The 15,182-nt window shown below is 41.3% G+C and carries 13 protein-coding genes; 6 read left to right on the plus strand and 7 right to left on the minus strand.

Features of this window, described 5'->3' with window-relative positions; genetic code table 11:
- Window positions 1-377 precede the first annotated feature (377 nt).
- Window positions 378-1,652 (minus strand): glycosyltransferase family 4 protein, encoded by a 1,275-nt coding sequence (locus RMY64_RS09660; protein WP_322672249.1) that lies wholly within the window; start codon window positions 1,650-1,652, stop codon window positions 378-380.
- A 360-nt stretch (window positions 1,653-2,012) separates the two neighbouring features.
- Here RMY64_RS09660 and RMY64_RS09665 point away from each other — a divergent pair, with 360 nt between their 5' ends.
- The 6 genes from RMY64_RS09665 to RMY64_RS09690 all read left to right on the plus strand — a co-directional run bounded on the left by RMY64_RS09665 (window position 2,013) and on the right by RMY64_RS09690 (window position 8,756).
- Window positions 2,013-3,191, plus strand: coding sequence for a DNA cytosine methyltransferase (locus tag RMY64_RS09665; protein ID WP_322672248.1), 1,179 nt, complete (start codon window positions 2,013-2,015; stop codon window positions 3,189-3,191).
- Between the two features lie 170 nt (window positions 3,192-3,361).
- On the plus strand, window positions 3,362-4,042 hold the full coding sequence (deoC, locus tag RMY64_RS09670) for a deoxyribose-phosphate aldolase (RefSeq protein WP_322672247.1): 681 nt from the start codon (window positions 3,362-3,364) through the stop codon (window positions 4,040-4,042).
- 90 nt (window positions 4,043-4,132) lie between these two features.
- A complete protein-coding gene (gene recO / locus RMY64_RS09675; protein WP_322672246.1) occupies window positions 4,133-5,077 on the plus strand; it encodes a DNA repair protein RecO in 945 nt (314 codons plus the stop codon).
- Window positions 5,064-6,704, plus strand: coding sequence for an MFS transporter (locus RMY64_RS09680; protein WP_322672304.1), 1,641 nt, complete (start codon window positions 5,064-5,066; stop codon window positions 6,702-6,704). Before recO ends, RMY64_RS09680 begins: the two co-directional genes overlap by 14 nt.
- A gap of 356 nt (window positions 6,705-7,060) precedes the next feature.
- The gene (locus RMY64_RS09685) at window positions 7,061-8,209 is read left to right on the plus strand and encodes a glycosyltransferase family 4 protein (RefSeq protein WP_322672245.1); all 1,149 of its coding nucleotides are present in this window, start codon (window positions 7,061-7,063) and stop codon (window positions 8,207-8,209) included.
- 211 nt (window positions 8,210-8,420) lie between these two features.
- Complete coding sequence (locus RMY64_RS09690) at window positions 8,421-8,756, plus strand: hypothetical protein (protein ID WP_322699890.1); 336 nt, start codon at window positions 8,421-8,423, stop codon at window positions 8,754-8,756.
- A gap of 15 nt (window positions 8,757-8,771) precedes the next feature.
- Here the strand turns inward: RMY64_RS09690 and RMY64_RS09695 are convergent, their stop codons facing one another.
- From RMY64_RS09695 to RMY64_RS09720, 6 genes are all read right to left on the minus strand, one after another.
- Window positions 8,772-9,581, minus strand: coding sequence for a peptidase (locus RMY64_RS09695; RefSeq protein ID WP_322672243.1), 810 nt, complete (start codon window positions 9,579-9,581; stop codon window positions 8,772-8,774).
- Between the two features lie 10 nt (window positions 9,582-9,591).
- Window positions 9,592-9,825: a preprotein translocase subunit SecG gene (secG, locus tag RMY64_RS09700; protein WP_118167599.1), complete on the minus strand. Its 234-nt coding sequence runs from the start codon at window positions 9,823-9,825 to the stop codon at window positions 9,592-9,594.
- A 121-nt stretch (window positions 9,826-9,946) separates the two neighbouring features.
- Window positions 9,947-11,545 carry a 2,3-bisphosphoglycerate-independent phosphoglycerate mutase gene (gene gpmI / locus RMY64_RS09705; protein ID WP_322672242.1) on the minus strand — a complete coding sequence of 533 codons (1,599 nt, stop codon included), beginning with the start codon at window positions 11,543-11,545 and terminating at the stop codon, window positions 9,947-9,949.
- 224 nt (window positions 11,546-11,769) lie between these two features.
- Entirely contained in the window at window positions 11,770-13,464 is a 1,695-nt protein-coding gene (locus RMY64_RS09710; RefSeq protein WP_322672241.1) for an ABC-F family ATP-binding cassette domain-containing protein, read from the minus strand.
- Window positions 13,465-13,631: 167 nt separating this feature from the next.
- Complete coding sequence (locus RMY64_RS09715) at window positions 13,632-14,438, minus strand: Rpn family recombination-promoting nuclease/putative transposase (RefSeq protein WP_322672240.1); 807 nt, start codon at window positions 14,436-14,438, stop codon at window positions 13,632-13,634.
- Window positions 14,439-14,472: 34 nt separating this feature from the next.
- Window positions 14,473-14,970, minus strand: a complete 498-nt coding sequence (locus RMY64_RS09720; protein ID WP_322699891.1) for a hypothetical protein — start codon at window positions 14,968-14,970, stop codon at window positions 14,473-14,475.
- Window positions 14,971-15,182 lie beyond the last annotated feature (212 nt).

The raw sequence follows: 15,182 nt of genomic DNA on the forward strand, positions 1-15,182 counted from the left end.
TACTGGTCTAGCAAAAGTCTGATTTATTATACACATATAAATTTAAGTATTTATATATACTTTGTACTCGGGTAATCACGGGTTAAACTTCTTGCATAAATCAAAAATAAAGAACCCCACCCCGCATTTTAGTAAAGCAAATGCTCCTCTTTCCGATGCTTTGGGGAGGGGTTGGGGGTGGGGTGTTAGGGACTTTTGCAAGAGGTCTATTGAATGAAGTGAGCCACGAGATTTTTAGTTCAACAATCCACCTGACAACCTGCTTGTCTATTGTTATATTTTTATTAGTAAAATTCGCTACCTTAAAAATTCCTAATATTTAGGCATGAGGGTATAATCGTAATTTCTACAGATGTAACATAACTTTGCAGCAAAGATTAAACTTCTTGTTTCGTAACTATGCCTGTAGATTGAATTGCTCTGCGTTCTGCTGTCAATGAGTAACACAAGGACTCATACTGATTTAAAGCTTGCTCAAAAGCATATTGCTCAACGGCATATTGGCGACTTTTATAACCCAGAGTTTTGACTTTTTCGGGGTTTTGGTACAAATTTAAAATTGCCATCGCTAAAGCTTGGGGATCTTCTGGAGGAACGATAACTCCGCCGCCACTTTGCCTAATGGCTCTTGCTGCCGTACCATTGTCGGGTACAGAAGCAACTAAGGCCCCTCCACTAGCAAGTAACACTTGAATTTTTGACGGCATATTGAAGGATACAACATTTTTCTTTTGTACCACTAAACCAACATCCGCAGCTGCTAACATCTGTGGTAAATCTTTGCGGGGTTGAAATGGCAGTAACATCACATTATCTGCGCCGCAGTCTAGACATTCCTGTTGCAATCGCTGTAGACCTTTTGCCTCTCCAACAATGACAAAGACAATATCTGGGATATGGCGCAAGGCAGAAGCAGCTTTGACGACGCTTTCTAAGCCTTGGGTTAGGGCAATGTTACCAGAATACAGTACTACAAATTTGCCGTTTAGACTATGTGCTGTACGGAAAGGGTTATCCTCTTTAGGTAAAGGGCGGATAAAATTTACATCAACCCAGTTGGGAATTTGCACAATTTTGTCAGCTTCTACGCCTTTAGATCGCAAATTTTCCACAAACCCATCGGCAATGACGCTAATTTTAGTGGCAGTGCGGTAAGCAAATTTTTCCAATAATGTAAACAACCGAATAAGTAATTTATTTTTCAATAGACCGACATGGACGGCTGCTTCTGGTAAAATATCTTGTAGATTTAAAATTACAGGACAAGCACGTAACCATCCTAAAAGAGCAACTGGTACACAGCTTGGCAAGGATGGCGATGTTGAGAGAATCACATCTGGGCGCCAACCGATGAGGGCGGGTACAAAGCTAGTGACGACGAAACTAGCATCTAATAACACCCTATCTAATAGGTTGGGTTGTGGACGAATCCAAACGTAACTGCGTTGAATTTGAACGCCATTTTTGTATTCGTTGACATACCATTTACCCCGATATTCCTGGTAAATTTGCCGCTCAGGGTAATTGGGCATAGCGGTAACTACACGCACTTCATGCCCGCGTTTCACTAGTCCCTCTGCTAATTCAGTCATTAGTGGGGCAATACCAATCGGTTCTGGATAGTAGTTGTAGGAGTAAATTAAAATCCGCATAAAATTTAGTCCGAAGTACCCCGGCTTTTTATTTAATGACAAATATTTGTCTGAAATATCATTTGGGCTTGGAAACCCCTATATTTAATTGTGACTCCAGACTCTTTTTCTGTCAGGTATTTTCCTTAAAGATTGAGTAAACTTTAAGATGTAATACTTAGGGAAACTGTAAATTTTTTTGACTATTTAAGCAGTTTTTTAATTGTTATTTTTTGATTGGTACTTACGTAGAAACCCTAAGTATATTAGTTTTTGCCAATCCTTAAATCAAATTTGGGATAGTTAGTATAAGTTACGTACATAAACCATTTTCCGAGAATCTGAATATTAATAATAATTTTTGATCGTACTAGTAATTCAATGAGCGATCGCCCTTGTATTTTCTCTTTTTTTGCTGGCTCAGGTTTCCTCGATTTAGGTTTTGAAACCAGCGGTTTTAATATTGTTTATGTCAATGAAATCTTCGCCCCATTTATCACCGCCTATCGCCATTCACGGGAAGTTCTAAAAATGCGATCGCCTGAATATGGATATCATCACGGTGAAGCAGCAGATGTAACAAAATTTATTATCGGAAAAGAAGCACAACACCTTCAAGAATTAGTCAAGGACTGCCGCAAATCTCATAATATAATTGGTTTCATCGGTGGGCCTCCCTGCCCTGATTTTTCTATGGGTGGAAAAAATAGAGGAAGTTTAGGAGATAATGGCAAGCTTTCTGCTTCATATATTGAATTAATTTGCCGAAATATTCCCGACTTCTTTTTATTTGAAAATGTTAAAGGTTTGTGGAAAACGACAAAACACCGTTTATTTTTTGAATCCCTCAAGCAAAAATTGCAGGAATCAGGATATATATTAACAGAGCGGTTAATTAATGCTATCGAATATGGCGTACCCCAGGATAGAGAAAGAATTATTCTAATTGGTTTCAAAAATAATTTTCTTCAAGATATAGGAATCAAAATCGGTAGTGAAAAGCTACTAAATGAGGGATATTTTCCTTGGAATAATTATATTTTATATCCTCAAGAAAAAGTTTTTGCTTACCACTGGTGTAAGAGTGAACCATTCCAAGAAAATTCTCTAATACCTTGTCCTGATGGCATACCTGAAGAATTAACAGTTGAATACTGGTTTAGAAAAAATAATGTTCTGAAACATTCCAATACTAAAAACTGTTTTCAACCAAGGGCAGGTATCACAAAATTTGCTGCTATTAATGAAGGAGATGATTCTAAAAAGTCTTTCAAACGTCTGCATAGATGGCGTTACTCTCCGACAGCTTGCTATGGAAATAATGAAGTACATTTACATCCTTACAAAGTCCGGCGGATTTCTGTAGCAGAAGCTTTAGCTATCCAATCTTTGCCTGGAAATTTTGTACTTCCAGAAAATATGTCACTCACTAATATGTTTAAAACTATTGGTAATGGTGTCCCATATTTGGCATCGCAGGCATTGGCTCAAAGTATTATTAACTTCTTAGGAAATAGTGCAAAAAAACCTCTTGATATTCCTAGTATTACTACTACTTAGCGTTAACTTAAACACTTGTAGTAATCCTGGGATATCTGTAAAGCCAATATTAAAGACAATTCAGCAACTTGTTTTCAGGATAAACTCGTAATAAATGTGGTTTAATATATATATAAGAAATGTTTTAATTTTTTATAAAGTTTAATAATCAATCACTGGCAGAAGACACGATGGCAGCAGACTATCCAGACATTGATATTGCGCCATTTATCGATCACTCCCTGTTAATGCCAACGGCTACTCCAGAGCAGGTTGAGCAATGGTGTGAAGAAGCATATAGATTCAACTTTGCGGCGGTTTGTCTGTTCCCCGCTAATGTCAAGCAAGCAGTCGAACTCCTCCACGGTAAAAACCCGAAAGTTTGTACAGTGATAGGCTTTCCTTCTGGTGCAACGACTTCAGCAGTGAAACTGTATGAAGCTCAAGAAGCGGTGGATAGTGGGGCCACTGAGTTGGATATGGTGATGAACTTAGGCTGGTTAAAAGCTGGCAAAACTGAAAAAGTCCACCGAGAGATTGCCGAAATTTGTGAAGAGACTGGGCAAACGGTCAAGGTAATTTTGGAAACTAACCTGTTGACAGATGCGGAGAAAAAAATAGCTGCTGAAATAGCTATGGAGGCAGGAGCAGCATTCTTAAAAACTAGTACAGGTTGGAATGGTGGTGCAACTGTGGCAGATGTGCGATTTTTGCAAGAATTGGCAAAAGAAAGGGTAGGAATTAAAGCTTCAGGTGGTATTCACACTATCAATCAAGCCCTAGACTTAATCGTAGCGGGTGCTACTAGATTAGGCACATCTCGCGGTATGGATTTGATCCGCCAGCGCGATAACTTGGGAAAGGGTGAATAGTCATTTGTCCTTTGTCATTTGTCATTTGTCCTAAGCTAATGACCCTTGAGCAATGATTAATAACTACTAATGACTAGTGACTAATGACTAATGAGTAGAACCTACAAAGCAACTGGTATTAATCTTAAAACCCAGGCGCTAGGAGAATCGGATAAAATAGTGACGATTTTGACACGAGAATTCGGTCTAATTCGAGCCGTGGCTCCAGGGTCGCGTAAGCACAACTCCAGCCTGGGTGGTAGGAGTGGAATGTTTGTTGTGAATGAACTATTGATTGCTAAAGGGCGATCGCTTGATAAAATTACTCAAGCACAGACGTTAAAAACTTATCCTGGTTTAGCTAAAGATTTAGGAAAACTGGCTGCCAGTCAATATTTAGCAGAAATAGTTCTGTGTGAAGCTTTGAGCGAACAACCCCAAGAAGAACTTTATGATTTGTTCAATGAACATCTCCATCGCTTAGAGGCGGTGTCTAGTACAAATTCATTTGGTGTTTTAGCTCATCTGGCTCATGGTGTATTTCACCTTTTAGCCTTAGCAGGACTGACGCCACAAGTGCAAATCTGCTGCCTATCTCAACGTTCCCTTAAGCCAGACTTCACAGACCCCAACTGGCAGGTAGGATTTAGCATCCCTGCGGGTGGAACGGTTTCCTTAGAAGCTAGGGAACGTTTACGAAAAGAAGGGGAAAAGGAGATAAGGGCGCAACAAAGGAGCAGGGGAGCAGGGGAGGAGGGAATTAATAACCAATACCCAATGCCCAATGCTCCATCCGCAATGCTCAATGCCCAAACAGTTGTTGTGCATCGGCAAGAAATACCTGTGATTTCTAGTCGTTTGGGTGCTATGGAACTAGCTTTGCTTCAACAGCTGTCACAACCAGAGATAATGCAAATTGATAGTGCTAGAGATTATGACTGGTTATCTGTTGAGCAGATTTTGCGCCAGTATGCTCAGTATCAATTAGGTCGTCCTATTCGCTCTGCTACCTTGATCGACTCTTATTTTGCTGCCAACCATGATGCAACCTTCTGATTTGGATAAAAAAATCCTACCTTTGTCACCAAGCCTCGCCAAAAAACAGAATAGGGTATCAGATTCTACACTCAGGAATCACTTGAGTGCTGTTCCCAAGTGTACACCTAGTCAAATAAATGGCCAAGAAATGTCCCCAAAAGATATTTCTAAAAACGATCAAAATTGTCCAAAAACCGATCTTCCAAGCCAATCAGAAACACAATCTGAGGACAAATTAACCACTGCTGAGGTAGATAGCAATGGCGTTCGTAATGGGCAAAATTTGCCAATAGCCACTATTCCAGAAAAAGAATTACCGACATTAGATGCCTCTAGTTCAGATGGAGAAGCTATTGCAGGGAATGTAAAACAGCTAGGATTTTTACCTGTATTAAAAAATCCTAATTTCTTGGCTCTTTGGGGCGGTCAAGTTTTTTCCCAACTAGCAGATAAAGTTTATTTGGTGTTGATGATTGCTTTGATTAATACTCAGTTTCAAGGAAGCAATCAGAGTATTAGTGGTTGGGTATCAGTCTTGATGATGGCTTTTACTATTCCAGCCGTATTGTTTGGTTCTGTTGCTGGTGTGTTTGTCGATCGCTGGTCGAAAAAGGCTGTGCTGGTGGCAACAAATATTTGGCGTGGCATCCTGGTTTTGTCAATTCCCTTCCTGTTGTGGTTGACTCATGATTGGAAACCCATAGGAGTGCTGCCAGTGGGTTTTTTGATCATTCTGGGTGTGACTTTTTTAGTTTCGACTTTGACGCAGTTTTTTGCACCAGCGGAACAGGCGGCAATTCCTTTAATCGTAGAAGAACAGGATTTACTCTCAGCAAATTCGCTTTATACGACAACGATGATGGCATCGGTGATTGTTGGGTTTGCTGTTGGAGAACCATTGTTAGCGATCGCCGATGGACTTTGGCTGCAAATTGGTGGTAGTGGTAATTTGGGTAAGGAACTTTTAGTTGGTGGCAGTTATGCGATCGCTGGACTAATTTTGTTCCTCCTGGCAACTAAGGAAAAACACCACCACCCCGATACAGAATTCCCTCACGTATTCTCTGACTTGCGAGACGGTTTTGCCTATCTCAAAGCAAATCATCGCGTCCGCAATGCTTTGCTGCAACTGATTATCTTGTTTTCTGTTTTTGCAGCATTAACTGTTCTAGCCGTTCGGATGGCGGAAATAATTCCCAACATGAAAGCTTCCCAGTTCGGCTTTTTACTAGCAGCTGGCGGTGTTGGTATCGCTGGTGGAGCAACAATTCTCGGTCAATTTGGTCAACGCTTCTCCTATACTCAGCTAAGTCTGTGTGGTTGTATAGGTATGGCAGCATCCCTGATTGGTCTGTCAGTATTTACAACTCAACTGTGGCTTGTCTTGTTACTGGTGATGCTTGTGGGTATTTTTGGGGCACTAGTAGGAATTCCCATGCAAACTGCAATCCAAACAGAAACACCTCCAGAAATGCGTGGTAAAGTTTTTGGCTTGCAGAACAATGTCATTAATATTGCCCTCTCCTTACCTTTAGCATTAGCTGGTGTCGCAGAAACCTTTCTGGGATTACAGATAGTTTTTTTGGGATTAGCTGCGATCGTCTTTTCAGGAGGTATATTAACCTGGTATAACTCACACAAGTAGTTATCAGCTAACAGTAGTTATTATTCATTACCTTGACGTAATTAATAATTTACTTAAAGCTTTTGTGTTCATGGTAAACTGTTGCCAGTGAAAATTTATCACATACTTGCCGGATATGAATCTGACATTAGTCAGAATAAGTTGTTTAAATATCAGAAATTAACAACTTATAACTAAAATGAATAAAGCCATCAATCAACTGGTTTAATTAGCTGACAATAAGCTTTTAAACTAGTAGAAAGTTATGGGAATTTTTAATAAATAAAAAAACCAGCAAGTATAGCTAGATAAAATAAAAATCACAAAGGACACATAATTAATAGATTAAACCCGCTTTTCTTACAGCTAAATAAAGAATGCGTATAGCCTGGATTGGAAAAAAATCACCCTTTTGCGGCAATGTCACCTACAGTCGAGAAATTACAAATGCCTTGCTAGATAGGGGACATCAAGTTAGCTTTCTTCACTTCGCCCAGGAAGAGTCTGAACCTGATAATTGGCCAAATCTTCGAGAGGTCTCTTTACCTTTCATTTACAAGTCCCAGGTTTACACAATTCCTACTTTTAAAGCCACCAAAGTTTTAACCGATTCACTGCGGGAAATCAAACCAGATGTAGTCCATGCTTCCTTGACCTTATCTCCTCTAGACTTTTTTCTACCGGAAATCTGTGAGGAACTGAGGTTGCCCCTAGTTGCCACTTTTCACACGCCATTTGCTGGCAAGGGTGCAAAACTGGTATCAGGAACACAACTTTTGGCTTATCAGCTCTACGCGCCTTTTTTAGTTAACTACGATCGCGTGATTGTATTTTCCCAAATTCAGCGAGAATTATTGGCAGGGATGGGTGTAAGAGAAGAAAATATTGCCGTAATTCCCAATGGTGTTGATACTGCTAAGTATTCTCCAGGATTTTCTCAAATTAAAGCAGAATTTAAAGCCGAACGTTTATTTGTCTATCAGGGTCGCATAGCACCAGAGAAAAATGTCGAGGCTCTTCTCCGCGCTTGGAAGCAGTCGGCAATGAGTCCTGGTACGAAGTTGCTAATTGTTGGCGACGGCCCTTTAAAGTCTTCCTTAGAGCCTTTTTATGGTTCAGAATACGGCATTATCTGGTTGGGATTTGTTGCTGATGAAGACCGACGCATTGAAATTTTGCGGGGCGCAGATGTATTTGTTTTGCCTTCATTGGTAGAGGGTTTGTCCTTATCTCTGTTAGAAGGAATGTCATGTGGGTTGGCTTGTTTAGCAACAGATGTGGGTGCAGATGGAGAAGTCTTGGAAAAGGGTGCAGGTGTAGTTATTAGTACCAAAACGGCGCGATCGCAATTGAGAACCCTCTTGCCAGTGCTGCAAGACCATCCAGAGTTAACAACCCTACTGGGGCAAAAAGCTAGAGTGCGTGTATTAGACCGCTATACCCTTAGTAAAAATATTAGTCTGCTGGAAGAACTATATAAAGGAGTTTTAGCACAGCGACCTCTACCACTAAGTCGTAGAGCGTAAGGAAAAGGAAAAAGTGCGATCGCACTGGAAATTCTAAGATGCTAATGAGTGCGATCGAGCAACAATGTTAGCCAGCATTGGCTAGTATTCTAATCATACAATTATTTGTGATTTATGAATACAGATACCTGACTAAAGAAAGTTAACGAAATGAAGTATGATGCAAGTCAGATAAAGTTGATAAATATCCCTGACTTAGAGCAGCTAGAAGATGGAAAGTGCTGCCGAACATACGTCTATATCCTTCACAACTCCGTTGCCGGAGCAAAACGTTATCGATCAAATTGCAAATAGTTTGGAGAAGAGATTCACCTTTTCAAAAGAAGTATATGAGATTCCTGAAGATGTTGAAATTTGTGCATCTATTTTCATGGAGCGTTTACAAAATAACGAAGCCAGAGTTCGTGTTTTGACACATCAACCAGAAGAAGATTGCGTTTACATCTTTGGGATATACACTCTGCCACGCAAAATTGAGGAAAGGTTTGGAATGGTACAGTCGATTCAGGGACAACAGCGAGAGGCTTGGATTACTGACAGACGTTAGGGTATTACTTATCAATCAATTAATCTTTGAATTATCCACTAAAGACCATCCTAAACTGGTTGGCTGTTCATAAACCCGCTTTAGAGTATTTACATCTCTGGCAGAAATAGGTGACGGGTTACGAACTTGAGAAAAGTATAAAGCATCAGTTTGTAGCGGACTATGACCCCAAATTCCCAATGCATGACCGAATTCGTGGCGGGTAGCTGCAATGAGATACTCACCTGTTTGACTAGGGCTTAACAAGATGGTGAAGCGGTGGGATAAAATTTTGTTGCTGGTGTATAACTCGTAAGTCGTTTGTGCCGATCGCGCACGGGGTATATTACTACCAGGCGAAGTTTGTAGAGGTGGCGCTTTTCGGACAATCGTAATATCAGCAACTTCTGGCTGTTCGACTACTGTTAAAGGTAAATAAGTACTCCACTCCTGTACACCCTGCAAGACACCATTAACCCATGCTTGAGCTTGTTTTTCGCTGACAGATTTTGGTGGTTCTACGTAAACTCGAATAGGAAATTGTGACCAGACTAAATAACCAACTTGGGTTGTTGTGATTTGGGAAAAGTAGTCACCACTGTTAGTGTTATCTTGCCACTGCGCCAGTGTGGGCGGTAAGGGATGGGGTTTTGAGGAAGTGGGGAGAGAAATTATTAAATCTGAATGTATATATTCTGGTACTATTGCAAACCCATTACTCAACTGGATATTAGTAAAAATGACTAACAGCCCTGTGCCAATCAACAAGGCAAGAGCTGTAATTAACCGTCGTGAAATTAAATTTATTAGGGTGTTAAGTATCGGGTGTTGGGTTCTTTTCCCCATTTACCTATCCTTATTTAGGCAGCCAACCAGCACTTAAAACTACTGTTAAACCGAGAAAAATTACTGTCAATGCCCAAGTAATTCGGTTTAAGGTGTTTTCTGCACTTTTGGTGCTGCTAAATAATTGGGCTTGTCCACCAATGGCACCAATGCCATCACCTTTGGGACTATGCAGTAAAACCAAGATAATCAAACCAGTGGCGGAAAATGCCCAAATGCCTTGCACGATATTACTAACTGTCATGGTAGGAATCTCATTTATAACAAGTTTTCAAACAGGGAGTTAGGAGTTAGGAGTTAGGAGTTAAGAAAGTTTTAATTCATCACCTTGACTATTAACTCTTAACTCCTCACTATTAACTGTTTTACAGCCCTACTTGCACGGGAGTGCGAGTACGTTGCAGCTCGTATTCTGCTGTTTTCAGCAGCGATCGCCCGGTCATTTCTAGTGGCTGAGGCAGCTGTAAAATCTCTAGAATCGTGGGAGCGATGTCGGATAGCTTGCCATCGCTTCGCAATTCGACATTTGTACCATATCCAGGGATTTTGACTTTCTCTCCTTCCACCAAGATGAAGGGGACTGGGTTAGTGGTATGAGCCGTCCAGGGATTACCCCCTTCATCTAGCATATACTCAGCGTTGCCGTGATCGGCAGTAATAATTGTTGTACCACCAGCTTTGATAACGCTCTCTAACAAACGTCCCAAACAGCGATCGACTGTTTCAATTGCTGTAATGGTAGCGTCTATTTGACCCGTATGCCCTACCATGTCTGGGTTAGCATAGTTAATCACAACTAGGGAATATATACCCTTTTGAATCGCAGCGATCGCAACATCTGTAACTGCTGCTGCTGACATTGCTGGGGCGTGGTCGTAAGTTGCTACCATCGGGCTACTTACTAGTTCCCGATCTTCTCCGGGAAAAGGTTCCTCCAGACCCCCATTAAAGAAATAGGTGACGTGGGCGTATTTCTCTGTTTCGGAGGTGCGGAACTGATTCAAACTATGATTGGCTATAACTTCTCCCAGAATGTTACTGAGATTCTGAGGCTCAAAGGCTACAGCCACGGGTAAGTCTGGATCGTACTGCGTAAAAGTGACAAAAGACAGTGGTGTGATTTGCTGCCTTTCAAAACCATTAAACGTGGGACTGACTAAAGCTTGAGTCAGTTGTCTGGAGCGATCGGGGCGGAAGTTGAAAAATATCACCCCATCCCCTGGTTCTATTGCGCCTGGTGCAATTCGGATTGGGTTGATAAATTCATCTTTTACCCCTTCGGCATAGGATGCTTGCAAGATTTCTACAGCCGTGCGATTATCACCTGCACCATCTTGGGTCATCACGTCGTAGGCGCGTTTGACTCGATCCCAGCGGCGATCGCGATCCATCGCGTAGTAGCGACCGCTGAGGGTGACTATGCGCCCAATTCCTGTGCGGTCTATATAATTTTGCAGTAGCGCGATCGCTCTTACACCGTCAGTTGGGGCGGTGTCACGACCATCGGTGATAGCGTGAATACAAATTTCTGGAATTTGCTGATCTTTGGCTAGGTCAAGTAGTCCGAATAGATGGGTGATATGCGAATGTACCCCTCCTTCAGAACAAAGCCCGACTAGATGCAGCTTGCTATTCCGAGAACGAACTTCCTGGCAAATTTTGACAAGTGCTGGTTTTAAGGCAATAGAACCGTCTTCGACTGCATCGGAGATGCGTACAAGTTCTTGCGGTACCACTCGTCCAGCACCAATGTTCAAATGACCAACTTCCGAGTTGCCCATTTGACCTTCTGGCAACCCTACGGCTTTTCCTGATGTGTGGATGAGGGTATGCGGGTAAGCTGCCCATAGACTGTCCACAATGGGAGTTTTAGCCGCAATAATGGCGTTTCCTCGCGTTTGGTCGCAGTAGCCCCATCCGTCTAAAATGACTAGCACCACAGGAGCAACAGGTGCTTTGGTCATAGTAAAATTGCCCTTTACTTTTTGTAATACCCGAATGATACCACTGCTAATCCACGCCGCAAGTGAATTTTTGCTTATTAACTTCTTTTACGAAGGACTTGCGGTTTTTGGAAATATTTTTTAAATTTTAGTAATTTTCCTGTGATGTTTTAGAACTCTTATAACGAGTGATTACTTAGTAATAGCGCTAAAACGCTGCTACTACTAAGCCATTTTTTAGTTTCTCATTTCCTTTTCGTGGAAGCTTTAGCTGCTTTAGCCGCTTTTTTCGCTGCTTTTTCGGCTTCTATTGCAGCTAATTTTGCCTGTTCTTTTTCTTCGGCAATTTTTTGGAGATAGTAATGATAATCTCCTAAATAGACGCGGAATTCGCCATCACGAATTTCGACGATTTTATTTGCTACTTGAGAAATAAAGTAGCGGTCATGAGAGACTACAATTGCTGTGCCATCATAGTTTTGGAGCGCCTCTTCCAGCATTTCTTTAGCTGGAATATCTAGGTGGTTTGTCGGCTCATCTAAAATTAGTAGGTTAGCAGGACGTAAGAGCATTTTTGCCAATGCCAAACGAGCTTTTTCTCCTCCACTTAATGCCCCAACCGGTTTAAATACTGTGTCACCGGTAAATAAGAAGCGTCCCAAAAGCGTGCGGACTTCTTGATTATCCCAGTCGGGAACTTCATCATGGATAGTTTCCATGACAGTTTTCTTTAAGTCCAAGGCTTCAGCTTGATTTTGCTCAAAGTAACCGGGGATAACGTTATGATCGCCTAATTTAACGATACCTTCTGTGGGTGGTTCCATACCCATAATTACGCGCAGAAGGGTAGATTTTCCAGCACCGTTGGGGCCAAGAAATGCAATGCGATCGCCTCTTTCAATCAGGAGGTTTGCTGCCAAGAACAGGATTTTATCACCATAAAGATGAGTTAAATCTTGAATTTCCACTACTTCGCGTCCACTGCGAGGTGCAGGTGGAAAACGGAAATGTAGAGTTCTTACTCCAGCAATGGGTGCTTCAATACGCTCGATTTTTTCGAGTTGCTTTTCCCGGCTTTTTGCCTGAGTACTGCGGGTAGCACTGGCGCGGAATCTATCAACAAAGGTTTGCTGTTTCTCTAATTCTTTCTGTTGGCGTTCGTAGGCACTAAGTTGTGCTGATTGACTTTCAGCTTTTTGTGACAAATATGCTGAGTAGTTACCGAGGTAGGTACTAGAAACGCCACGTTCAGTTTCCACAATTTGAGTGCAGAGGCGGTCAAGGAACTCCCGGTCATGGGAGACTATTACCATCGGCGTAACCAGTCCTCTGAGGTAATTTTCCAACCACTCAATGGTTTCTAAATCTAGGTGGTTAGTCGGTTCATCCAGTAGCAACAAGTCGGGTTTTTGCAGCAGAATTTTACCTAAACTCATCCGCATTTGCCAACCACCACTGAAGGCACTGACGAGGCGATCGCCATCTTCTAGCCCAAACCCCATCTCTGGTAAAATTTTCCCGATGCGTGCATCTAAGTTGTAACCATCCAAGGCTTCAAATTTGCGCTGCAAGCGATCCAACTTGTCGATCAGCCGATCCAGTTCGTCTGGGCTAGCGGTTTCCATCTCTTGTGGCACATGCGCCAGAGATAACTGTACTTCGTTAGCTTCTTTGAAGACAGTCCAAAATTCTTCTCTAACGGTGCGGGTGGGGTCTACTTCAAATTCTTGGTTGAGGTAAGCTATGTGTAAGCTATTAGGACGGATAATTTCGCCTGCGGTGGGTTCAATTTCCCCAGAGATGATTTTGAGTTGAGTAGATTTTCCAGCACCGTTGACACCGACTAAGCCAATGCGATCGCCTGGTTTAACTTCCCAGTTGATATCTTTGAGAACTTCGCCTGTGGGATAAATTTTACTTATATGTTCTAGTCGCAGCATTAAGTTTCTCTCAGGTAGGGAGTGGGTGGTTGAGGACGAAGTACTAACACCGCCTCTAATATTAACAAAAATTAACTATAAATTCGTCGCGATCGAGTCGGGGAGGCGCAAACAAAATTTGACTTGAGTCACGGATAAAATTTACCACATCTATCTTAAGACTGGCTTTATATTATTTGTCCAACTTCTTCAACACTCAAATCTAACGCCTCTGCTACTTGTTCTACAGTCAACCCTGCTGCCAACATTGCTGGTACTGCTTTTAGTTTCCCTTTAATCTCACCTCTAACCTCACCTTGTTCAATGCCTTGTTCAACCCCTTCCTGAAAGGCTTCCTGATAAAATCTGGTTTGCTTTAACTCACTTAAGCCAAACATTTCTTCCATCTCCTCCCTACTCATTGCAGGAAATTTGTAAGCCAAAATAGTCTCTATAAATTGTAATAATTGCTGCTGTTTTGATGGTGAGTTTATCTCGGACTTGGTTCTGTCTATCAACTCCCTTGCTTGTGCGATCGCAATGTCTTCGGTTGCAATTACTAATTTAGCAGTTGCAATGCCAATTGGAAGCGATCCACCTTCACCTAATTCATCCAAATAAATGCGCCTGACGCGCCCACTTGTGAAAAACTCACGGTAATGTTTGATATCTCCTGTATCTACATTCCTGTTTGGGTATAAAACCACAGCACCCCAGTCATTTGATGGTTGATTTTGACGGAGGTATAAACATATTTCTGCAATTAGCCGTGAATAAATTTCCCCATCAGCTTGAAATTGCACTTCAACAAAGTAAATCTGGTTCTCGCTTCCTTGTGTAGGCAAAAACACACCATCGATTCTGAAGGCTGTTTGTTTGATTTCAACTGATGAAAATTGATAAAGGCTAGCTGATTCTGGAGGATTACCAAGTAGTTCAAAAAAGATATCAGGGAATTCTTGAAACAGCCGATAAAAGATGATGTCTGTTTTCACAATTTTATATCATTTGAATATTTTGATTTGCTGTTCATGTGTTACTTGTTTCTCCAGAACCATCTCGCACTTTCAGCAATTGCTCTTTTGCCATCCCTAATATCCGTGAAAGGGGCGCTAATAAACTATCATCAAATGCTTCTCCAGCAGAAATATTATTCAGTTCAGTTGGAGATAATTTAAAGGTGTCGCAGAATTTAGCAAACTCCTGATTACTCAAGTCAAGCTCTTTTTGCCTATCTTGAAGTAAAACTGCGATCGCTCTAGTTCCATACTTTGGACGTTCACTAGTTTTTACATATTTTTCCATTAAATAATATACTTTCCTGGTATCGCCTCCCAGTTTTTTAATTAAATCAGTACAAGCCATTTTTAGTGCTTTTTTTAAAACTTCTTCTTCATTTAAAAACTTAATAATTTCGCCAGCATATTCTGGTTTAAAAAATCCCACTAAATCACCTTTATGGTAAACTGGGATATAAGGCTCATTTGATTCAAAATGCCAATCTAATGGTTCGTTGCGTAGTGACATAGCTGCACCCCTAAATATTTTAAGATTGCACCATTTTAAAACCATTTATTCCTTAACTGCCAGTAAAATACTCTAGCTTTGGCGATTAGAAATCGCAGCTATACAGACAAAACACACCTCTGTGGGTTCCAACTTGCTGGAACCCATGCAGACGGACTTAGAGCTGATTCGTAAAGAAAATCTAAAGGGACTGTGGATGAGTAAGAGTGGAT

This window comes from Nostoc sp. DedQUE08 (genome assembly GCF_034530895.1).
Lineage (GTDB): Bacteria > Cyanobacteriota > Cyanobacteriia > Cyanobacteriales > Nostocaceae > Nostoc.

Coding starts and splice junctions, on each gene's coding strand:
- RMY64_RS09660 (WP_322672249.1), bottom strand. CDS start 1,652: ATGCGGATTTTAATTTACTCCTACAACTACTATCCAGAACCGATTGGT.
- RMY64_RS09665 (WP_322672248.1), top strand. CDS start 2,013: ATGAGCGATCGCCCTTGTATTTTCTCTTTTTTTGCTGGCTCAGGTTTC.
- deoC (WP_322672247.1), top strand. CDS start 3,362: ATGGCAGCAGACTATCCAGACATTGATATTGCGCCATTTATCGATCAC.
- recO (WP_322672246.1), top strand. CDS start 4,133: ATGAGTAGAACCTACAAAGCAACTGGTATTAATCTTAAAACCCAGGCG.
- RMY64_RS09680 (WP_322672304.1), top strand. CDS start 5,064: ATGCAACCTTCTGATTTGGATAAAAAAATCCTACCTTTGTCACCAAGC.
- RMY64_RS09685 (WP_322672245.1), top strand. CDS start 7,061: ATGCGTATAGCCTGGATTGGAAAAAAATCACCCTTTTGCGGCAATGTC.
- RMY64_RS09690 (WP_322699890.1), top strand. CDS start 8,421: ATGGAAAGTGCTGCCGAACATACGTCTATATCCTTCACAACTCCGTTG.
- RMY64_RS09695 (WP_322672243.1), bottom strand. CDS start 9,581: ATGGGGAAAAGAACCCAACACCCGATACTTAACACCCTAATAAATTTA.
- secG (WP_118167599.1), bottom strand. CDS start 9,825: ATGACAGTTAGTAATATCGTGCAAGGCATTTGGGCATTTTCCGCCACT.
- gpmI (WP_322672242.1), bottom strand. CDS start 11,545: ATGACCAAAGCACCTGTTGCTCCTGTGGTGCTAGTCATTTTAGACGGA.
- RMY64_RS09710 (WP_322672241.1), bottom strand. CDS start 13,464: ATGCTGCGACTAGAACATATAAGTAAAATTTATCCCACAGGCGAAGTT.
- RMY64_RS09720 (WP_322699891.1), bottom strand. CDS start 14,970: ATGTCACTACGCAACGAACCATTAGATTGGCATTTTGAATCAAATGAG.